Here is a 21,328-nt window from a genome sequence, read left to right as displayed (position 1 = left end):
GTGCAATGTTAGTAAGCCTGTACCGCTACAACCCGGAAACCGACAATGCGCCCTATATGCAGGACGTAGAGCTGGATATACCGGAAGGAAAGGACCTGATGGTTCTGGATGTCCTTAACCTGGTCAAGGAGCAAGACCCCTCAATGGCCTATCGCCGTTCCTGTCGGGAAGGCGTCTGTGGGTCCGATGGTATGAACATGAATGGCAAGAACGGTCTTGCCTGCATCACGCCGCTGTCGGAAGTGCTCAAGAACAACAAGCTGGTTGTTCGCCCACTTCCGGGCCTGCCGGTGATTCGTGACCTGGTTGTGGACATGAGCCTGTTCTACAAGCAGTACGAGAAGGTTATGCCGTACCTGGTCAACGACAATCCGGCGCCCGCCATTGAGCGTTACCAGTCACCGGAAGACCGGGAAAAGCTGGACGGCCTGTACGAGTGTATTCTCTGTGCCTGCTGTTCCACGGCTTGCCCCTCATTCTGGTGGAATCCGGACAAGTTCGTTGGCCCGGCCGGATTGCTGCAAGCCTACCGGTTCCTGGCCGACAGCCGGGATACTGCACAGGAGGAGCGTCTTGCCAATCTGGATGATCCGTTCAGCGTATTCCGCTGTCGGGGCATCATGAACTGTGTCAGCGTTTGTCCGAAAGGCCTTAACCCAACACGGGCGATCGGCCACATTCGGAACCTTCTGCTTCAGCGGGCGACGTAAGCAGAATCTGAAACAAACGCTATACTGTGCTGACAAGGCTCGCACCCGGAAGGGCCCGCAACGACGCGGGCCCTTCAACCAAAGGCTTATAGTCAAAAGTCTTAGCAGGGTGCACACTACGCAGGCCGTCACGGGAGCTTAAAAGGTTCCTGACGGATTGCTGAGTATAATAACCACCGGGGAACGGAAAACATCCTTGTTGGATGTGGTGGCCAAAGTCGATCCCGTAAAAACCCGTATTGACTCAGATATACCCCTGGCCGACCATAGCCAGCTCCCCGCACCAGCCCAAGGTGAGCTATTCAAAATGCACGAAAGCATAATGGAGCAGTTGTGGCAGACTTCCCACCTACAAGGAGGGAATCTCGCCTATGTTGAACAGCTTTTCGAAACCTACCTGACAGACCCCAATGCCGTTCCCGAAGAATGGCGCAGCTATTTCGATAAACTTCCCAGTGTGGATGGCTACAAAGGCCGTGATATAGATCATTCGTCCATCCGCCAGCAGTTTGAACACATATCCCGTAACCAGCGCTTTCTAGCCAGCAGCGGCGTGCCTGCCAGTGCAACGGTTGATGCCGACAAAAAGCAGATCCGTGTCCTCCAGTTGATCAATGCCTTCCGTTTTCGTGGCCACCAGGAAGCAAAGCTGGATCCCCTCGGTGTATGGAACCGTCCACAGGTTGAAGATCTCGATCCATCCTTTCACGAACTATCGGAAGCGGACTACGACCTCGAGTTTCAGACCGGCTCGCTGAACTTTGGCTCCGAGACAATGAAGCTTCGGGACATCGTTGGTGGTCTTCGGCAGACGTACTGTGAAAGCATCGGTGCGGAATATATGCACGTTGTGGACACTCGTATCAAACGCTGGTTCCAGCAACGCATGGAGCCGGTACGCTCGCGTCCCAACTACGAGTCTGGAACCCGTAAGCATTTGCTGGAACGGTTAACCGCAGCGGAAGGCCTCGAAAAGTATCTGGGTTCCCGCTATCCGGGCGTAAAACGGTTTGGGCTTGAAGGTGGCGAGAGCCTGATTCCCTGTCTGGATGAGCTGATCCAGCGGGCAGGCAGCTACGGCGCGAAGGAAATTGTGTTGGGCATGGCCCACCGGGGCAGGTTGAATGTTCTGGTTAATACACTCGGCAAGAACCCGAAAGAACTGTTTGACGAGTTTGAAGGCAAGAAACTCGCTGATTCCGGTTCTGGTGACGTTAAATACCATCAGGGTTTCTCTTCCAACGTGATGACCGAAGGTGGCGAAATCCACCTTGCGCTGGCGTTTAACCCGTCGCACCTTGAGATCGTGTCTCCGGTGGTTGAAGGCTCAGTCCGTGCCCGCCAGACCCGGCGCAACGACCCTAACGGCACCCAGTGTGTGCCCATCATCATGCACGGTGACGCAGCGTTCGCCGGGCAGGGTGTGGTTATGGAAACCTTCCAGATGTCCCAGACCCGGGGCTATGGTGTTGGCGGTACTATTCATATCGTCATCAACAACCAGGTCGGTTTTACCACCAGCAAGCAGGAAGATGCCCGTTCCACGGAATACTGCACCGATGTGGCCAAGATGATTCAGGCCCCGATCCTGCACGTGAACGCGGACGATCCCGAGGCGGTCATGTTCGTGACCCAGATGGCCATGGATTACCGCCACGAGTTCAAGAACGATGTGGTGATCGATCTGGTGTGCTATCGCCGCCGCGGACACAATGAGGCAGATGAGCCGGCCGCAACACAGCCGGTGATGTACGAAAAGATTCGCAAGCTGACAACCACCCGCAACCTCTATGCGGAAAAACTTGTTGCTGACGGTGTGATCACTGAGGACGAAGCCAAACAGATCGAACTGGACTACCGGGACGAGTTGGATAAGGGCGACCACGTGGTCAAGTCCCTGGTCAAGGAGCCCAACAAGGATCTGTATGTCGACTGGACGCCGTACCTGGGGCATGAGTGGACTGCCAAGTGCAAATCCAGTGTCGCCCTCAAGACGATCCAGAAACTGGGTAAGAAACTGACTCACGTGCCGGAAGGCTTCAGTGTTCAGCGCCAGGTGTCCAAGATTGTCAGCGACCGGGAAAAAATGACCGCCGGCGCGCTACCAATCAACTGGGGCTACGGTGAAGTGATGGCCTACGCCACGCTTCTGAACGAAGGGCATCCCATCCGGATTACCGGCCAGGACGTTGGTCGCGGCACCTTCTCTCACCGCCATGCGGTACTGCACAACCAGAAGGACGGTGCCCACCATATTGCGCTGGAGCACATTGCCGAGAACCAGCCGAAGTTTGAAATCTACGACTCACTGCTCTCAGAAGAGGCGGTGATGGCGTTCGAGTATGGTTATTCCACCACGGCACCCAATGGTCTTGTGGTCTGGGAAGCCCAGTTTGGTGACTTCGCCAATGGCGCCCAGGTGGTGATTGACCAGTTCCTGACCAGTGGTGAGCACAAGTGGGGGCGTCTGTGCGGCCTCACGCTGCTGTTGCCACATGGCTATGAAGGCCAGGGTCCGGAGCACAGTTCGGCAAGGCTGGAGCGTTTCCTGCAGTTGTCCGCGGAACACAACATCCAGGTTTGCGTGCCAACCACGCCATCCCAGGTGTTCCACATGCTGCGTCGTCAGGTCAAACGTCCGCTGCGTAAACCTTTGGTTGCGATTACGCCAAAGAGCCTGTTGCGTCATAAGGAAGCTACCTCGGAACTGGACGACCTGACATCGGGTACCTTCAAGACGGTACTGCCGGAGAAAGAACCCTCCGACCCGAAAAAGGTCACTCGTCTGATTCTGTGCAGCGGTAAGGTCTACTTCGACCTGTTGGAGCGCAAGAAAGCGGACGAGCGGGATGACGTTGCTATTGTTCGTATCGAACAGCTATACCCATTCCCGGGTGACGATCTGGACGAGCTCCTGAGCCAGCACAGCAAGCTCAAGCACGTGGTCTGGTGCCAGGAAGAGCCCATGAACCAGGGGGCCTGGTATTGCAGCCAGCATCATATGCGTAATGCGCTGCATCGTCATAATCCCAAGCTGTATCTTCAGTATGCCGGTCGTGACGCCTCCGCTGCTCCGGCTTGTGGCCATATGTCGGTTCACATTGAAGAGCAGAAAAAACTGGTTAACGACGCGTTTGAAATCTGACGAGCTACCGAACTAAGGATCCGAGATGTCAACTGAAATAAAAGCCCCCGTATTCCCAGAGTCGGTCGCAGAAGGGACAGTCGCGACCTGGCATAAGCAGCCTGGCGAAGCCTGTTCACGTGACGAACTGATTGTCGATATTGAAACCGACAAGGTCGTACTCGAGGTGGTAGCTCCGGCGGATGGTGTTATCGAGGAAGTACTCAAGGGCGAAGGCGACACAGTAGAAAGTGGTGAAGTCGTCGGTAAGTTCAAGGAAGGCGCGGCTGGTGATTCCAAGCCTGCAGCCAAAGATGACAGCAAGAAAGAAGAAAGTAAGCCCGAAGCGACTTCGGAAAAGTCCTCCGAAGCACCAGCCAGGTCATCTGGCGAAGCCATCCTCAGCCCGGCAGCGCGGAAGCTGGCGGAAGAGAATAGCGTTGATCCGGACGCCGTCGAAGGTACCGGAAAAGACGGTCGTGTAACAAAAGAAGATGTTCAAAATCATATAGATGCTGGTAAATCTTCAGGGTCTTCTTCAACTCCTGCATCGAAGCCGGCCGGCGATATGCCGCAGGTGGATGTTGGTTCCGGCGAGCGTCCGGAGAAGCGGGTTCCCATGACGCGTCTGCGTGCCAGTATCGCGAAACGACTGGTCAATGCTCAGCAGACCGCGGCCATGCTCACCACGTTCAACGAAGTGAACATGGGGCCGGTCATGGAGCTGCGCAAGCAATACAAGGAAAGCTTCGAGAAGCGCCATGGGGTCAAGCTCGGTTTCATGTCCTTCTTTACCAAGGCAGCGACCGAAGCGCTGAAACGCTTCCCTGCGGTTAACGCCTCCATCGACGGTAACGACATGGTTTACCATGGTTACCAGGATATCGGTATTGCTGTGTCAAGTGATCGCGGCCTCGTTGTGCCTGTGGTTCGTGACACCGACGCGCTCGGCCTGGCCGACATTGAGAAGAAAATCGTCGAGTACGGAACCAAGGCCAAAGACGGCAAGCTCGGTATCGAGGATATGACCGGTGGCACCTTTACCATCACCAACGGTGGTATCTTCGGTTCACTGATCTCCACGCCGATCCTCAACCCGCCACAGACGGCCATTCTGGGTATGCACAAGATCCAGGAGCGTCCGATGGCAGTGAACGGCAAGGTCGAGATTCAGCCGATGATGTATCTGGCGCTTTCCTACGACCACCGCATGATCGATGGCAAGGAAGCAGTGCAGTTCCTGGTGGCTATCAAGGAAATGCTTGAAGACCCAGCGCGTATTCTGCTGGACGTCTGAGCTGACACTTAACGAATTGGAAAACGGGATAAAACATGTCTGACAAGTACGACGTAATCGTCATTGGCGCTGGCCCGGGCGGCTATGTTGCCGCCATCAAAGCGGCTCAGCTGGGCCTGAAAACCGCGTGCATCGAGTCCTGGACCGATAAAGAAGGCAAGAACCGTCTAGGCGGTACCTGCCTGAATGTGGGCTGCATTCCATCCAAGGCGTTGCTGGAGATTTCCCATAAATATGAGGAAGCCAGCCACGATTTTGCCGAGCAGGGCATTATCGCCAAGGAAGTCGGCTTCGACATCGCCAAGATGATGAAGCGCAAAGAAGGCATCGTGGACCAGTTGACCGGTGGCATCGGCGGCCTGTTCAAGTCCAACGGCGTTACACCGATCTATGGCCACGGGAAACTGTTGGCCAACCGTAACGTGGAAGTGACCGACAAGGATGGCAAGAAAAAAACCTACGAGGCGGAGAACGTGATTATCGCCACGGGTTCACGTCCCATCCAGATTCCACCTGCGCCGTTCGATGGCACGCACATCGTGGACTCTGAGGGCGCTCTGGAATTCACTGAGGTTCCCAAGCGTCTCGGCGTTATCGGGGCAGGTGTTATCGGTCTCGAGCTGGGCAGCGTATGGGCTCGCCTGGGGGCAGAGGTAACCGTACTTGAAGCGGTTGACACCTTCCTGCCAGTCGTTGACCAGCAGGTTGCCAAGGATGCACTGAAACAGTTCCAGAAGCAGGGGCTTAACGTTGTGCTGGGCGCACGTATGACCGGTGCGGAAGTCAAGCGCAAACTGGTTAATGTGACCTATGAAGATTCGAAGGGTAAGCAGGAAGCCAAGTTTGACAAGCTGATCGTCGCCGTTGGCCGTCGCCCATATACCGATAACCTGCTGTCTGAAGACTCCGGTGTTAAGTTGGACGAACGCGGTTTCATCTTCGTGGATGACAACTGTAAAACCGAAGCGCCCGGTGTCTGGGCGGTTGGTGACGTGGTTCGTGGTCCGATGCTGGCCCACAAGGCATCCGAAGAAGGCGTTATGGTTGCTGAGCGTATTGCCGGGCACAAGCCGCAGGTTAACTACGACTGCATCCCGAACGTGATCTACACGTCGCCGGAAGTTGCCTGGGTCGGGAAGACCGAGCAGGAGATGAAAGCGGAAGGTGAGGAGTACAATGTGGGTACTTTCCCATTCGCCGCCAATGGTCGAGCCATGGCAGCGAATGCGGCGTCCGGCATGGTCAAGATCATCGCCGACGCGAAAACCGATCGTATTGTCGGTTTCCACGTGGTGGGTCCCCAGGCCTCTGAAATCGTTGCTCAGGGCGTTATCGCCATGGAGTTTGGTTCCAGTGCCGAAGATCTCGCCCTGACCTGTTTTGCACATCCGACTCTGTCCGAGTCCGTGCATGAAGCGGCTCTGGGTGTTGCCGGCGGAGCGATTCACATCGCCAACCGTCGCAAAAAGAAGTAACGCGAGCCAGGAAACAGGGGCGCCAATGACGGCGCCCCGCTGCTATTAAAACGGCTGGTTTTCGGTCGCGTTAAGGATGCGCTGAGGTGATCCCCGGCGCATCAAACCGAATTCGCACTGCGCGGGTTCAATTTCCGTATGTGGTTATCCTCCATCAGAAAGCGGGACATTAACTATGAATTTGCATGAATATCAGGGCAAACAGCTTTTCGCTGAATATGGCCTGCCAGTATCCAAGGGCATTGCCTGCGATACCCCCAAAGACGCAGTGGCCGCTGCTGACGAAATCGGCGGCGACGCCTGGGTAGTAAAAGCTCAGGTTCACGCTGGTGGCCGCGGCAAGGCCGGCGGTGTAAAACTGGTCAAGAGCAAGGACGATATCCGCGCCTTCGCTGAGAACTGGCTTGGCAAGAATCTGGTGACCTACCAGACCGACGAAAACGGCCAGCCAGTCAGCAAGATTCTTGTTGAGTCCCTTACCGATATCGACCAGGAACTCTACCTGGGCGCGGTTGTTGATCGCGGTACCCGTCGTATCGTGTTCATGGCTTCCACCGAAGGTGGTGTTGAAATCGAAAAGGTTGCCGAAGAAACCCCGGAAAAGATCCTGAAGGCCGAAGTTGACCCACTGGTCGGAGCACAGCCATTCCAGGGGCGCGAACTGGCGTTCAAGCTAGGCCTGGAAGGCAAGCAAATTGGTCAGTTCACCAAGATTTTCCTGGGCCTGGCGAAACTGTTCGAGGAGTGCGATCTGGCGCTGGTTGAGATTAACCCACTGGTTATCACTCCAGCCGGTGACCTGCACTGCCTGGACGCCAAGATTGGCGTTGATGGTAACGCGCTGTACCGTCAGAAGAAGATCCACGAGATGCACGATCCCTCCCAGGAAGATTCCCGGGAAGCGGAAGCTGCCAAGTGGGAACTCAACTACGTGGCGCTGGATGGCAACATCGGCTGCATGGTTAACGGCGCTGGATTGGCCATGGGTACCATGGACATCATCAAGCTGTCTGGCGGCCAGCCTGCGAACTTTCTGGACGTTGGCGGCGGTGCCACCAAGGAACGTGTTTCCGAAGCGTTCAAGATCATCCTGTCTGACGACAACGTGAAAGCGGTACTGGTCAATATCTTCGGCGGCATTGTTCGCTGTGACATGATTGCCGAAGGCATCATCGGCGCCGTAAAAGATGTTGGCGTCAAGGTTCCTGTGGTTGTGCGTCTGGAAGGCAACAACGCCGAGAAGGGCACTAAAGTACTCGCTGACAGTGGCCTGAACATCATTGCCGCCACCAGTCTGTCGAATGCGGCAGAGCAAGTCGTTAAAGCCGCGGGGGGTAAATAATGAGCATCCTGATCAACAAAGACACCAAGGTTATCTGCCAGGGCTTTACCGGCGCACAGGGTACGTTCCACTCTGAGCAGGCCATCGAATATGGCACCAAAATGGTTGGTGGCGTAAGCCCCGGTAAGGGTGGCACCGAACACCTGGGCCTGCCGGTGTTCAACACCGTGCGTGAAGCGGTCGAGAAGACGGGCGCCGAAGCCACGGTTATCTACGTTCCGGCGCCGTTCTGTAAAGACGCCATCGTTGAAGCCGCTGACGCTGGCATCCAGCTGATCGTCTGCATCACCGAAGGCATCCCGACCATCGACATGCTCTACGCAAAAGAGTACGTTGATCGCAAGGGTGTTCGCATGATCGGGCCGAACTGCCCGGGTGTGATCACGCCAGGCGAGAGCAAGATCGGTATCATGCCGGGCCACATCCACAAGCCGGGCAAAGTGGGCATCGTGTCCCGCTCTGGTACCCTGACGTACGAAGCGGTCAAGCAAACCACCGACTTCGGTTACGGCCAGTCTACCTGCGTTGGCATCGGTGGTGACCCGATTCCGGGCTCCAACTTCATCGATATCCTGCAGCTGCTACAGGACGATCCGCAGACAGAAGCCATCGTGATGATCGGCGAGATCGGCGGAACCGCTGAGGAAGAAGCGGCTGCGTTCATCAAGGACAACGTCAGCAAGCCGGTGGTGTCTTACATCGCGGGTGTGACGGCGCCTCCTGGTAAGCGTATGGGCCACGCCGGTGCGATTATCTCCGGTGGTAAGGGTACGGCGGATGAGAAATTCGCGGCTCTGAACGACGCCGGTGTCAAAACTGTGCGCAGCCTGGCTGAAATCGGCAAGGCGCTGAAGGAAGTGACTGGCTGGTAAACTACCGCCGGTGAATGAAAGCCCCCGGGTCTGTTTTGTGGACTGCCGGGGGCTTTTTGTTTTCTGGCGTCAGCGCAGGTTTTTCAATGCCTTCTTAACGCGGGCCACACATAAGACTATAATGCCCGGTCAGCCTGCAATATGATGGCTGTTCCCTATAAATAAAAGGAGTTCATGCTTTGAGTTCTGTCGATTCCCAGCAACGGATTTTGTCCGGCATGCGTCCCACCGGCAAGTTGCACCTCGGCCATTATCACGGTGTTCTGAAGAACTGGGTGAAACTCCAGCATGAATTCGAATGCTTCTTCTTCGTTGCCGACTGGCATGCGTTGACCACTAACTATGATGATCCCAGCGGCATTGAGGATAGCGTCTGGGATATGGTGATCGACTGGCTCGCGGCAGGCGTCAATCCCGGGTCCTCAACGATGTTCATCCAGTCCAAGGTGCCGGAACACGCGGAGCTTCACCTTCTGTTGTCGATGATTACCCCATTGGGCTGGCTCGAGCGTGTACCCACCTACAAGGATCAGCAGGAAAAGCTCCGCGAGAAAGACCTGGCCACCTACGGTTTTCTCGGCTATCCGCTGCTGCAGAGCGCGGACATTCTGATGTATCGGGCCGGTCGGGTACCCGTGGGTGCAGACCAGGTGTCCCACGTGGAAATCACGCGCGAAGTCGCTCGCCGCTTCAATCACATCTACGGCCGTGAGCCGGGATTTGAAGAGCAGGCAGAGGGCGCCATCGTCAAGATGGGCAAGAAAAACGCCAAGCTTTACCGCACCCTGAAGAAGCGTTATCAGGAAGAGGGCGATATGGAAGCCCTGGAAACGGCGCGGGCATTGCTCAAGGAGCAGCAGAACATCTCCCTGGGCGATCGTGAGCGGCTGTACGGTTATATCGAAGGTGGCGGTAAGGTGATCCTTCCAGAGCCCCAGCCCCTGCTGACACCGGAATCGAAGATGCCAGGACTGGACGGCCAGAAAATGTCCAAGTCCTACAACAACTATATCGGTTTGCGCGAAGAGCCTGACAGCGTCGCCCAGAAAATCCGCACCATGCAGACCGACCCCCAGCGGGTACGGCGTACCGATCCGGGCGAACCGGAGAAGTGTCCGGTTTGGGGGCTTCATCAGGTTTATTCCGATGCGGATACCCAGGAATGGGTGCAAACCGGCTGCCGCTCGGCGGGCATTGGTTGCCTGGAATGCAAGAAGCCGCTGATTGACTCGATTATTGAAGAGCAGCGGCCCCTGCATGAACGTGCTCGTGAATATGAAGGCAATCCGGACCTGGTTCACGCCATTATTGAAGAAGGCTGCGAGCATGCCAGGGATGCCGCGAGGGATACCCTTGAGGAAGTTCGGACAGCCATGGGCCTGAACTACCGCTGAGCCCCGACGCTGACAATTCCGGAGAGACCATGACAGAGGACACCACAGGCAATACGACGGCGGATGAGGGGGCTGAGGTGCCCGTTGAGCAGGCGCCACTTGCCCGTGTCTCCGGTAAGCCGGTGGTTGATCTGCCTCGTGACCTGTATATACCTCCCGATGCCCTGGCGGTCTTCCTTGAGGCCTTTGAGGGGCCATTGGATCTGTTGCTGTATCTGATCCGACGTCAGAACATGGACATCCTCGACATCGATGTCAGTGAGATTACCAAGCAATACATGGATTACATCGGCGCCGTTGAAGCCATGCGCTTCGAACTGGCTGCGGAGTATCTGGTTATGGCAGCGACCCTGGCGGAGATAAAATCCAGGATGCTGTTGCCGCGACAGGAATCCGAGGACGAAGAGGACATCGATCCGCGAGCGGAGCTGATACGCAGGCTCCAGCAGTATGAGCGCTTCAAGCAGGCCGCCGAAGATATTGACGACTTGCCACGGCTTGAACGGGACAATTTCGTTGCCTCTGCAGCGTTGCCCCGGATGCCTTCCAGTCAGCCCCATCCGGACGTGGACCTGCGGGAAATACTGTTTGCCCTACAGGGCATGCTCAAACGTGCAGATCTGTTTACCAGCCACCACGTGGAGAGGGAGCGTTTATCCACCCGTGAACGTATGTCGGCAATACTGTCGGTCTTGCGGGATGATCAGTTCGTGACGTTCGAAAGTCTGTTCACTCCAGAGGAAGGGCGATTGGGGGTCGTGGTGAGTTTCCTGGCGACCCTGGAACTGGTCAAGGAGCAATTGATCGAAGTGGTCCAGGCCGAGGTGCTGGGCCCGATCCATGTCAGGGCGAGAGCGGTATGAACGAGGAAAATCTCCGGAAAATACAGGCCATTACCGAAGCTGCATTGCTGGCCGCCGGCAAACCCTTAACGGTCGACCAGTTACGGGATCTTTTCGAAGAAGGTGAGCGCCCGGCCCGCCAGGTAATGGAGCATGTGCTGGTCTTGCTGGAACAGTCCTGCCAGGGGCGGGGATTCGAACTGAAGAAAATCGCCAGTGGTTACCGGCTGCAGGTGCGGGAAGAGTTTGCTCCGTGGGTGGGGCGTTTATTCGAAGAAAAGCCCCAGAGGTACTCCCGAGCACTGCTGGAGACGTTGGCACTGGTTGCCTATCGCCAGCCCATAACCCGCGGTGAAATTGAGGATATTCGGGGCGTCACCGTCAGCAGCAACATTGTCCGTACGCTGCTTGAGCGGGAATGGGTGAGGGTAGTTGGGCACCGCGACGTGCCGGGCAGGCCTGCTATGTATGCCACCACCCGTCAGTTTCTGGACTATTTCAATCTGGAAGGTCTGGACCAGATGCCGCCCTTGTCAGAAATCCGGGATCTGGAAGAGATCGGTCGGGAAATCGAAAAGAACATGCAGGCCGAGATCGAATTTGAATCTCCGGCCCGAAATACTGGTGACGATGGGGATGACTCCAATCCCGATAACGCGCCAGGACAAACACTTCACTGATGCCACCGGCGTCAGTCACTCTTTAAGGATAGATCCATGGCGGCCAATCGCCCCAAGAAACCCGAACAGCGGCAGCCGGATGAAACCACCGTTTCCGGCCCGGAGCGCATACAGAAGCTACTGGCACGAGCCGGTGTGGGATCGCGTCGGGAAGTTGAATCCTGGATCGAAGCCGGTCGCCTGAGCATCAATGGGAATCCGGTTGAGCCGGGGCAGAAAGTCACGGTTGATGATCGCATTGAGCTGGATGGCAAGCGCCTCGACATTGCGGCCGGGGCCGAGGTGGTCAGGCGTGTACTCATCTACAACAAACCGGAAGGCGAGGTCACCACACGCCGCGACCCGGAAGGACGACCGACGGTATTCGACAGCCTTCCCCGGCTCCGTGACCATCGCTGGATTGCCATTGGGCGGCTGGACATCAATACCACCGGCCTGGTGCTGTTCACCACCGATGGGGAACTCGCCAACCGGCTGATGCATCCGTCACGCCAGATTGACCGCGAATACGCGGTCCGGGTATTTGGTGAAGTGGATGAGGCTATGATCAAAAGATTGTCTGAGGGCGTGCTGCTCGACGACGGTATGGCGAAGTTTTCGGACATCAGCGAGGCCGGGGGAAAGGGGATCAACCAATGGTTCCATGTGACGCTTCTGGAAGGCCGTAACCGTGAAGTGCGCAGGCTTTGGGAATCCCAGGGTGTGAGGGTCAGCCGCTTGAAGCGTGTGCGCTACGGGCCGATTTTCCTGCCAAGCCGCCTGACGGTTGGTAAGTGGGAAGAGCTGGATCAGAAAGCCGTGGATTCGCTGAGCAAAGCCGTCGATTTGAAGCCTGTGGACATTCCGGCCAAGACGCCGTCCGAGCAAAAGACCCTTGATCGTAAGCGTCGTAAACAGGCCGGGGCAGGTCCGCGTAAATCAGGCGGCGCGCGATGGCAGGTCGACAGTGCTGGCCCGTCGACGGGCCGGAAGTCATCAGGCAAGCCACCGGCAAAGTCTGGAAAACGCTGATCAGTTGCTGATAGCGGCGAAAACCCGTGTGCAATTGCGGCCATGGGCTTTCGCCTGGTACAACGCTTCGTCGGCGCGGGCAAGCCACTGGTCGGCGGTCTCGTCTGCCAGCCTCATGGCCACGCCGCAGCTGGCGGTTACTGTGACATCGGTATCCCCGCAGTCCACGACAATGGTATTGATGAAGTCGCGAATACGGTCGCCAACCTCGCGGGCGTTCGCCTCGTCGGTATGGGCCAGCAGAATGGCAAACTCTTCCCCGCCAAAGCGGTACACGCTGTCGGAATTTCTGACGGCCTTTTCGAGTTCGGCGGCCGCCAGTTTCAGCATGTGATCACCCACGACATGGCCGTGTTGGTCATTCACCTGCTTGAAATGGTCCAGATCGCACAGGATCAGTGAATACTGCTCTCCATGCCTGTCGCCAAGACAACTGGCACGGGACAGCGCCTCGTCCATAGCACGCTTGTTGGGAACACCGGTCAGGCAATCCGTCAGAGACGCCTGTTCGATGGTAAAAAACTGGCAGGCATTGCGAATGGGGCAGATGGCGGCTGCAAGCATCAACTCTATGCCTTCGAGCTCCTGTTCCGTGAATTTCTGTCGACGGCTGAGAGAAAGCGTGCCATAGAAGCCGCCTTCGAGGTTGAGCCGATAATCGCAGCTATGGGGGCCGCCCTTACCGGTTACATAGACAAAATCCCTTGACGCTATGGTATGCCGGTAAGTCAGGCAATCGTAAGGAACCACGCTGGCGATCTCTTCAGCCAGAATTGCCAGTTGTGTTTCCAGGCTGAGTGTCGTGGACAGTCTTCGGGTCAGCCTTGTCAGCACATCCGGGGATTCATTCCAGTCGCGGTGCGCCTGTCTCAGGGCCGCGAGTTTCTGAGGTTGTGGTCCAGACTTATTGATCGACGGAATCTGTTTCACTTAAAACTGCCTGTTAAGGTATTTTTTTATAAACATGCATGTTTGGGGCCATTATTTAATTAACGTTCAATAACAATTATATACAGTTATTTCCTACTCGATTTCTCAAGAATTAGAACAGACCTGGTGGCGAGCACGCCAAATTTCCGGCACGGGTTTGCCGGCATGACCAGATCGTTAAAATGTCCGACAAGGGGATTGGGCTCACGGGTGCCTGTGGTAAACTTCTGCGCTTATTCTTTGCTGCCAGTAGCGAGTGAGCGACCAACTTTATGAGGTTTCAGGCCCCCGAAAGTCTTTCCGAACAGATAGCCCAGCACCTGGGGCAGCGCATTGTGACCGGCGACCTGAGGCCGGGCGAGCGAATCCAGGAGCTCAAGGTTGCCGGTGAACTGAATGTCAGTCGCGGTTCCGTGCGCGAGGCGCTGTTGATTCTCCAGCGCCGCCATCTGGTGGATATTTTTCCTCGCCGTGGTGCCGTGGTGTCCCGTTTGACGCCGGAACTGGTCAACAGCCTCTATGATATCTACATTGATTTGCTGTGCATGCTGGGGCGTAAGGTGCTTGAGCGTTGGTCCGGCAGTGAACTGTCTGGCGTTATGGGTCAGGTGCGGGAGCTCCAGGCGGTCATTGATGCACTCAATTCCTCCGGCGGAGATGCTGCCGAGCAGGTCATTGATGCCGGATTCGGGGTAATGCGCTACGCCTATGGGTTGGTGGAAAACCCGTTCCTTGAGGAAACCCTGGAAAACTTCCGGCCTGCGATCAGCCGGACCTATTTCGTCGCGCTTGAGAATTTCCGCGATGAACTGGCGGAAACCGGGCGGTTTTTCCGGCAACTTGCGGACGCAGCGGTGCGTGACGACGCCGCCGGCCTTGAAACCGCCATCTGTGAGTTTGGCGAACATCAGCGTGAACAGGTACTGAGTATTCTCAGGGAAGAGGTGAGCGCCTGATATGCGCCTGAAGTCCATCAAGTTATCCGGTTTCAAATCTTTCGTTGACCCGACCACGGTGCCGTTTCCGTCCAACATGACAGCGGTCGTGGGCCCCAACGGTTGTGGCAAGTCCAATATCATCGATGCGGTGCGCTGGGTGATGGGCGAAAGCTCGGCCAAATATCTGCGTGGCGAGTCCATGTCGGACGTTATCTTCAACGGTTCCAGTGCGCGTAAACCGGTCGGCCAGGCCTCCATAGAACTGGTGTTCGACAACAGCGACGGTTCGGCGCCCGGCGAGTTCGTACGTTTCAATGAAATTTCGGTACGCCGCCGTGTTTCCCGCGAGGGGCAGTCGGAATACTTCCTGAACGGCTCCAAATGCCGTCGGCGTGATATTACCGATCTTTTCCTCGGGACCGGGCTAGGCCCCCGCAGCTACGCCATCATCGAGCAGGGGATGATCTCGCGGTTGATCGAGGCCAAGCCGGAAGAGTTGCGGGTGTATATCGAGGAAGCGGCGGGTATCTCCAAGTACAAGGAGCGCCGCAAGGAAACCGAAAGCCGCATCCGCCGGACCCAGGAGAACCTGGAACGCCTGACGGATCTTCGGGACGAACTTGGCAGGCAGCTGCAACACCTTGAGCGTCAGGCTCAGTCGGCGGAAAAGTACAAAGCCTACAAACAGGAAGAGCGCCAGAAAAAGGCCGAGCTGACGGTGTTGCGCTGGCAGTCCCTGGACACCGATCTTCAGACTTGGCGCACTCGCATCCGGGATACCGAGCTCGAGCTCGAGAAGCAGCTGTCTGAACGTGTCAGCCTGGAAACAGCTCTTGAATCCCTGCGGGACGGCCATCAGGAACGTAACGAACATTTCAATCGGGCGCAGGCGCGTTACTACGAAGCCGGTGCCGATATTGCCCGCATTGAGCAGAGCCTTGAGCACCAACGAGAGCGCAGCCGCCAGACGGCCGCGGAACTGGACCAGGCCATGGCCAATCAGCGCGAACTGGCTCGGGAACTGGAACAGGATGAAGAGAAACTGGCGGGCATCCAGGAAGAACTGGATATGTTGGAGCCCGAACAGGAGGCGCTGGTCCTGAAATCGGAGGAATCCGGAGAAAAGCTCCAGAGTGCCGAGGATGCCATGAGCGAATGGCAGCACAACTGGGAGGATTTCAGTTCCCGTTCAGCGGATGCGCGCCGACAGGCGGAACTGGCCCAGTCCAGTATCCGTTCCCAGGAAAATGCCATTGAGCAACTGCGCACCCGTCAACAACGGCTTCGTGAAGAACAGGATCTGCTTGAAGGACAGGTTGATCGGGCGGAACTGGACGACCTTCTGGAGCAGCAGGAATCCCTGGAGCTGCAGAGGGAGGAAGCCGCGGAGCGAATCAACGTTGTCCAGGACGAACTCCAGGAGGCACGCCACCACCAGCGGGATGCAGATCAGGCTGCCACCGAGGCGCGCCAGCAGGTCCAGAGTCTGAGGGCATCGCTTGAATCCCAGCAGGCCTTGTTGGATGAACAGATGGGCAGCCAGGACGACACCCTGCAGGCCTGGCTTAATGAACACAGCCTTAGCGACAGCCCACGACTGGCCACGCAACTTCGTATCGACGATGGCTGGGAATTTGCGGTAGAGCAGGTAATTGGGCGCTTCAGCCAGGGGCTGAGCGTACCGGGGCTGGGAGCAATGCATGCCAACATGGCTGATGCTCCCCGAGGTTTGGCCCTGGTGAATAGTGACTCCAGCGCCAATGGTCCATCAACGGGGCTCGCAAGCAAAGTATCCGGTGCCGGGGGCATGGCATCCTTGCTGGCGCTTGTTGATACCGCGGAGTCCATGGAGGACGCGCTGGAACGGCAGAAAGGTTTGGCGCCGGGCAGGAGTGTCATTACCCCCGAGGGTGCCTGGTTGTCCGTTGACTGGGTGTTGATGCCCGATTCCGACGCAGCCCAGATTGGCGTAATCGAACGCCAGAAGAAAGTCACCGCACTGACAGCAGAGTTAGAGCAGGCGGAAGCCTCCCTGGAAGCCGCCACCGATAATCTGGACCGGTTGCTGGAACAGTCAGAACGGGCGGAAGCTGCCAGGGACGATGCCCAGGGCCGGCTGGCGGATGCTGATCGGGAACTCGCCACCCTGTCATCCAAGATCAGTGGTCTCAAGGCGCGTGCGGAACAGATTGATGCGAGGCTTCAACGCATTCGTGACGATCTTGCTGACGTGTCCATGAATCTCGAGGAGCAGCAGGGACAACTGCTGGAAACCCGCGAGGAGTGGCAGCAGGCCCTGGCATCGACGGAAGACAGCGATGAAGAGAAGGAGCGGCTGCTTGAGCGTCGGGACGTGCTGCGTGAAAACCTTGACCGGCTTCGCCAGGAGGCTCGGCACGATCGCGATCACGCCCACCAGTTACAACTCCAGCTTCAGTCTTTGAACAGCCAGCGCGATGGCTTGCGTCAGACCATTGATCGAATGCAATTGCAGAAAGAGCGTCTGGACGAGCGACTCGACATTCTCCGTGAAAGCCGCGAAAACGCCGAAGAGCCCATTGAAGATCTGAAAATGCAGCTGGAAGGCCTGCTGGACAGGCGCTTGGCTGAAGAGGAAAAGTTGGGTGCTGCCCGAGACGCGCTTGAAGAAATTGATCAGGAGGTGCGTGATCGGGAGCAAAGTCGCAGCCGCATAGAACATACCATCCAGGACGTCCGTGCCAGCCTCGAGAAGCTGAAAATGGAATCCCAGGCCCTGGAGATTCGTGCAGGCAATCACCTGGAGCAGCTCGAGGAACTGGATGTCCGCCTGCAGGAAGTGCTCTCCGCATTGCCCGAAGAGGCCAGTGAGAAGGCCTGGGCCGAGGACCTGGAAAAGATCGGCTCAAGGATCCAGCGTCTGGGTGCCATCAACCTTGCGGCCATCCAGGAGTATCAGGTTCAGAGTGAGCGTAAGACCTATCTGGACAGTCAGCATGAAGATCTGATGGAAGCGCTGGAGACCCTGGACAACGCCATACGCAAGATCGATCGCGAAACCCGGCAGCGCTTCAAGGAGACGTTCGATCAGGTCAATGGGGGGCTCCAGGCGCTGTTCCCGAAAGTGTTCGGCGGCGGCAATGCGTACCTTGAACTTACGGGTGAGGACCTGCTGGAAACAGGGGTTGCCATCATGGCAAGGCCGCCGGGCAAGAAAAACAGCACCATTCATTTGCTCTCCGGCGGGGAGAAAGCACTGACGGCTATTGCGTTAGTGTTCTCCATCTTCCAGCTTAATCCGGCCCCGTTCTGTATGCTGGATGAGGTGGATGCTCCGTTGGACGACGCCAACGTGGGGCGGTACGCCAACATGGTCAAGGAAATGTCAAAACAGGTACAGTTCATCTACATTACCCACAACAAGATCGCCATGGAAATGGCCGACCAACTGATGGGGGTCACGATGCATGAGCCAGGATGCTCACGGCTGGTATCGGTAGATGTTGACGAGGCTGCCGCGTTGGCTGAAGCATGATGACATGTCGCTGGCGGACAGGCGGTCAAGGTTCGTGCAAAAATGACAAAACTGCCATCTGGCCTGTGTTTGCGTTGTATTCATTACAGGCTTTTCTTAGAGTAGCAACGATATCTGATCTGCAAACAGGACAGCACCACTATGTCTCTTAGGGAATGGTTAATTGCCATCGGTACCCTGGTTATACTCGGTATTGTGATTGATGGCCTGCGCCGGATGAGGCGCGCCCGTAAGGAATCAATCGCGATATCCTCTGGCATGGGCGCGGACGATCTCGACGATTCCCCGTTGGACCAGGACTACAACCCTGAGCTCCCAAATGGTGGGGCGCGAACCATTTCACGTGACACGCTGGAAGAGCGCGGCTACGTCAAACCGGAAAAGAGCCGTTTCGCCAAGCCCGAGCCCAAACCGACCAGGCCGGTGGTCAGCAGCGCGAGCGCGACGGGTAAGGATGACTCCCAAGAGCTGACTGCAGAGCGTGAACCGGAGCCGGAAAATCTGGCCGCCAGTGAACCCAGTGACGTTGACTACGATTCTGACATCGGTTGGGGGGCCGTAGACGAGGAGCCGGAAACCGACATAGCGGATTCTGGCCCGGACCACGAAGAGGTTCCCCCTACGGTAACCACCGAGGTCGAGGAAGACACGGCAAGGCGGGAAGCCACAGCACGGCAATCCGGGCAGCCCCTCGCCGGAGCCAACCGGCCGGAGGCCCGGGAAGTGGTGGTTATCAATGTGTTGGCGAAAAGTGAGCAGAATTTCGAGGGCACCAAACTCAAGGCGCTGTTCGAAGCTTGTGGCCTGGAACATGGCGACATGGATATCTACCATCGCCACGAACAGTCGGACACCACCAGCCCCGTCCAGTTCAGTGTTGCCAGTGCCGTTGAGCCAGGAACCTTCAAGCCGGAAGATATGCCGGCGTTGTCCACACCGGGTATCAGCTTCTTCATGAGCATGCCCGGGCCCACCAATTCCATGCAGGCCTTCGAGTTCATGCTGGAAACCGCGCAGTGCGTGGTGCGCAATCTTGGCGGTGAACTGAAGGACGAGCGCCGCAGCGTGATGACCCCGCAAACCATTGAACACTGCCGCCAACGCATCCGCGAATTTGAACGTAAACAACGATCCCCCAGACAATGACCAAAGCCTCTCCCGACGTTATCAGCCGGGCCGGAGAACTCCGGGATATCATCACTGAGCATAACTATCAGTACTATGTTCTGGACGATCCCCGGGTTCCGGATGCCGAGTACGACCGCCTGTTTCGGGAATTACAGGGCCTCGAAGCGCAATACCCCGATATTGTGACGCCTGATACCCCCACTCGCCGGGTGGGGGCATCGGTGGAAACCACCTTTGAGGAAGTTGTCCATCGTATCCCCATGCTTTCCCTGGACAATGCGTTCAGTGATGAAGAACTGAGGGACTTTGACCGCCGGGTGAGAGATCGGCTCAAGACCGAAGAAGACATTGAGTATGTCTGCGAGCCCAAGCTGGATGGGCTGGCGGTTAGTCTTCATTACGAATCTGGCGTGCTGACCCGGGCCGCTACACGCGGTGATGGCTATACAGGTGAGGATATCACCGCCAACATCCGTACCATCCCGTCGGTGCCCCTGAGACTTCGTGGTGACAACATCCCTGAGCTGGTGGAGGTCCGGGGAGAGGTCTATATGCCCCGGGAAGGGTTCGAAACCCTGAACAAACGTCTGGCGGACAAAGGAGAGAAGACGTTTGTTAACCCCCGTAATGCTGCCGCCGGCAGTCTGAGACAGAAAAAGCCCACCGTGACGGCCCGACGTCCACTCGAATTGTGCGCCTACAGTGTCGCGCTTGAGGACGAAAGCCGGCTGCCCGCCACCCATTGGGAAGGGCTGCAACAGGTTGGTGCCTGGGGTTTCCGGATCAACCCTGAGATGCGTCGGGCGACCGGCGCGGAGGACTGTCTGCAGGCTTACAATGAGCTGATGGATAAGCGTGCCAGCCTACCTTATGAAATCGATGGCATTGTCTTCAAGGTAAACAGCCTGGCATTGCAGCGGCAGTTGGGGTTTGTCTCCCGAGCCCCCCGATGGGCCATTGCCCAGAAATTTCCGGCGCAGGAAGAGCTGACGGTCATTGAAGACGTGGAATTTCAGGTCGGCCGTACCGGCGCGATTACGCCAGTCGCCCGGCTCAAGCCGGTATTTGTGGGAGGCGTCACCGTAAGCAATGCCACTTTGCATAATATGGACGAAATCCAGCGACTGGGTGTCCGTATCGGAGACACCGTGTTCGTTCGACGGGCGGGGGATGTGATTCCCCAGGTGGTCAAGGTTGTGGCCGAACGTCGCCCTGACAATACCCGTGAAGTCCAGCTTCCGGACGCCTGCCCGGTATGCCAGTCTGACATTGTGCAGATCGAGGGCGAGGTAGTGGCCCGCTGTTCTGGCGGGCTGTTCTGTCCGGCACAGCGCAAGGAGGCCATCCGGCACTATGCATCCCGAAAGGCGCTTGACATAGAAGGGCTGGGGGACAAGTGGATTGATATTCTGGTGGACAGGGAACTGGTCACCACGGTTGCGGATCTGTACCTGTTAAAGAAAGCCGATTTGACGGGTCTTGAACGTATGGGTGATAAATCCGCGGGTAATCTGATCGATGCCATTGATCGCTCCCGCCACCCGGTCCTTTGGAAATTCCTGTATGCCCTTGGTATTCGGGAGGTGGGCGAGGCAACCGCCAAGGCCCTGGCCAGCCACTTTGGCACCCTGGAAGCCATTGGTGAGGCTGACGAGGATGCCCTGCAGTCGGTGTCTGACGTTGGGCCCATTGTCGCCGGCCACATTCGTAGTTTCTTCGACCAGACCCACAACCAGGAAACCATTCAGGCCCTGAAAGACGCTGGGGTTCAATGGCAGACCGAAGAGATCACCGCCAGTGAAAAGCCGCTGAAGGGAGAGACCTGGGTACTGACGGGGTCACTGTCCGACATGACGAGGGATGACGCCAAGGCAAAATTGGAGTCCCTTGGGGCCAAAGTAGCGGGAAGCGTCTCCGGCAAGACCTCCTGTGTTGTTGCCGGCGAAGCCGCCGGTTCGAAGCTGACGAAGGCCGAGAATTTGGGAGTCCCGGTAATGGACGAGTCCGCCTTCGTCGATTTTCTTGGTACCCACGGCCTGGAATAAACCTCTGGCCACGGCGCACACTATGG

Annotated in this window: 15 protein-coding genes; 14 read left to right on the top strand and 1 reads right to left on the bottom strand. The window is 57.0% G+C overall.

What is annotated here, in order from left to right:
* Nucleotides 1-5 precede the first annotated feature (5 nt).
* The 10 genes from SIC19_RS00445 (at nt 6) to rluB (ending at nt 12,747) form a co-directional block, all read left to right on the top strand.
* The gene (locus tag SIC19_RS00445) at nt 6-710 is read left to right on the top strand and encodes a succinate dehydrogenase iron-sulfur subunit (RefSeq protein WP_036208067.1); all 705 of its coding nucleotides are present in this window, start codon (nt 6-8) and stop codon (nt 708-710) included.
* Between the two features lie 307 nt (nt 711-1,017).
* Nucleotides 1,018-3,855, top strand: coding sequence for a 2-oxoglutarate dehydrogenase E1 component (locus SIC19_RS00440; protein ID WP_036208482.1), 2,838 nt, complete (start codon nt 1,018-1,020; stop codon nt 3,853-3,855).
* Nucleotides 3,856-3,880: 25 nt separating this feature from the next.
* A complete protein-coding gene (odhB, locus tag SIC19_RS00435; protein WP_091642055.1) occupies nt 3,881-5,131 on the top strand; it encodes a 2-oxoglutarate dehydrogenase complex dihydrolipoyllysine-residue succinyltransferase in 1,251 nt (416 codons plus the stop codon).
* Between the two features lie 35 nt (nt 5,132-5,166).
* Entirely contained in the window at nt 5,167-6,606 is a 1,440-nt protein-coding gene (gene lpdA, locus SIC19_RS00430) for a dihydrolipoyl dehydrogenase (RefSeq protein ID WP_036208061.1), read from the top strand.
* 175 nt (nt 6,607-6,781) lie between these two features.
* Nucleotides 6,782-7,948, top strand: a complete 1,167-nt coding sequence (gene sucC, locus SIC19_RS00425) for an ADP-forming succinate--CoA ligase subunit beta (protein WP_036208058.1) — start codon at nt 6,782-6,784, stop codon at nt 7,946-7,948.
* Nucleotides 7,948-8,820, top strand: a complete 873-nt coding sequence (gene sucD / locus SIC19_RS00420) for a succinate--CoA ligase subunit alpha (protein WP_036208055.1) — start codon at nt 7,948-7,950, stop codon at nt 8,818-8,820. Before sucC ends, sucD begins: the two co-directional genes overlap by 1 nt.
* Nucleotides 8,821-9,038: 218 nt before the next feature.
* On the top strand, nt 9,039-10,214 hold the full coding sequence (locus SIC19_RS00415) for a tryptophan--tRNA ligase (protein ID WP_036208479.1): 1,176 nt from the start codon (nt 9,039-9,041) through the stop codon (nt 10,212-10,214).
* A 29-nt stretch (nt 10,215-10,243) separates the two neighbouring features.
* Complete coding sequence (locus SIC19_RS00410; RefSeq protein WP_091642058.1) at nt 10,244-11,077, top strand: segregation and condensation protein A; 834 nt, start codon at nt 10,244-10,246, stop codon at nt 11,075-11,077.
* The gene (scpB, locus tag SIC19_RS00405) at nt 11,074-11,736 is read left to right on the top strand and encodes an SMC-Scp complex subunit ScpB (protein WP_091642061.1); all 663 of its coding nucleotides are present in this window, start codon (nt 11,074-11,076) and stop codon (nt 11,734-11,736) included. The genes SIC19_RS00410 and scpB overlap by 4 nt, the downstream gene beginning before the upstream one ends.
* Before the next feature lie 36 nt (nt 11,737-11,772).
* Nucleotides 11,773-12,747 (top strand): 23S rRNA pseudouridine(2605) synthase RluB, encoded by a 975-nt coding sequence (gene rluB, locus SIC19_RS00400; protein WP_091642064.1) that lies wholly within the window; start codon nt 11,773-11,775, stop codon nt 12,745-12,747.
* Here the strand turns inward: rluB and SIC19_RS00395 are convergent, their stop codons facing one another.
* Nucleotides 12,748-13,677 (bottom strand): GGDEF domain-containing protein, encoded by a 930-nt coding sequence (locus SIC19_RS00395; RefSeq protein ID WP_091642067.1) that lies wholly within the window; start codon nt 13,675-13,677, stop codon nt 12,748-12,750.
* Between the two features lie 272 nt (nt 13,678-13,949).
* On the opposite strand from SIC19_RS00395, the gene SIC19_RS00390 reads away from it, so the two are divergent.
* From SIC19_RS00390 to ligA, 4 genes are all read left to right on the top strand, one after another.
* Nucleotides 13,950-14,633, top strand: coding sequence for a GntR family transcriptional regulator (locus SIC19_RS00390; RefSeq protein WP_036208039.1), 684 nt, complete (start codon nt 13,950-13,952; stop codon nt 14,631-14,633).
* A gap of 1 nt (nt 14,634) precedes the next feature.
* Nucleotides 14,635-18,129, top strand: a complete 3,495-nt coding sequence (gene smc, locus SIC19_RS00385) for a chromosome segregation protein SMC (protein WP_127401141.1) — start codon at nt 14,635-14,637, stop codon at nt 18,127-18,129.
* 141 nt (nt 18,130-18,270) lie between these two features.
* Nucleotides 18,271-19,275 carry a cell division protein ZipA gene (zipA, locus tag SIC19_RS00380; RefSeq protein ID WP_085680822.1) on the top strand — a complete coding sequence of 335 codons (1,005 nt, stop codon included), beginning with the start codon at nt 18,271-18,273 and terminating at the stop codon, nt 19,273-19,275.
* Complete coding sequence (ligA, locus tag SIC19_RS00375; protein WP_127401143.1) at nt 19,272-21,302, top strand: NAD-dependent DNA ligase LigA; 2,031 nt, start codon at nt 19,272-19,274, stop codon at nt 21,300-21,302. Before zipA ends, ligA begins: the two co-directional genes overlap by 4 nt.
* The last annotated feature ends 26 nt before the right edge of the window (nt 21,303-21,328 follow it).

This window comes from Marinobacter sp. MIT930201, assembly GCF_047122665.1.
Lineage (GTDB): Bacteria > Pseudomonadota > Gammaproteobacteria > Pseudomonadales > Oleiphilaceae > Marinobacter > Marinobacter salarius.
Note: the sequence above shows the minus strand (reverse complement) of the source record. Positions and strands in the feature narration are given on the sequence as shown.

Coding starts and splice junctions, on each gene's coding strand:
- SIC19_RS00445 (WP_036208067.1), top strand. CDS start 6: ATGTTAGTAAGCCTGTACCGCTACAACCCGGAAACCGACAATGCGCCC.
- SIC19_RS00440 (WP_036208482.1), top strand. CDS start 1,018: ATGCACGAAAGCATAATGGAGCAGTTGTGGCAGACTTCCCACCTACAA.
- odhB (WP_091642055.1), top strand. CDS start 3,881: ATGTCAACTGAAATAAAAGCCCCCGTATTCCCAGAGTCGGTCGCAGAA.
- lpdA (WP_036208061.1), top strand. CDS start 5,167: ATGTCTGACAAGTACGACGTAATCGTCATTGGCGCTGGCCCGGGCGGC.
- sucC (WP_036208058.1), top strand. CDS start 6,782: ATGAATTTGCATGAATATCAGGGCAAACAGCTTTTCGCTGAATATGGC.
- sucD (WP_036208055.1), top strand. CDS start 7,948: ATGAGCATCCTGATCAACAAAGACACCAAGGTTATCTGCCAGGGCTTT.
- SIC19_RS00415 (WP_036208479.1), top strand. CDS start 9,039: ATGCGTCCCACCGGCAAGTTGCACCTCGGCCATTATCACGGTGTTCTG.
- SIC19_RS00410 (WP_091642058.1), top strand. CDS start 10,244: ATGACAGAGGACACCACAGGCAATACGACGGCGGATGAGGGGGCTGAG.
- scpB (WP_091642061.1), top strand. CDS start 11,074: ATGAACGAGGAAAATCTCCGGAAAATACAGGCCATTACCGAAGCTGCA.
- rluB (WP_091642064.1), top strand. CDS start 11,773: ATGGCGGCCAATCGCCCCAAGAAACCCGAACAGCGGCAGCCGGATGAA.
- SIC19_RS00390 (WP_036208039.1), top strand. CDS start 13,950: ATGAGGTTTCAGGCCCCCGAAAGTCTTTCCGAACAGATAGCCCAGCAC.
- smc (WP_127401141.1), top strand. CDS start 14,635: ATGCGCCTGAAGTCCATCAAGTTATCCGGTTTCAAATCTTTCGTTGAC.
- zipA (WP_085680822.1), top strand. CDS start 18,271: ATGTCTCTTAGGGAATGGTTAATTGCCATCGGTACCCTGGTTATACTC.
- ligA (WP_127401143.1), top strand. CDS start 19,272: ATGACCAAAGCCTCTCCCGACGTTATCAGCCGGGCCGGAGAACTCCGG.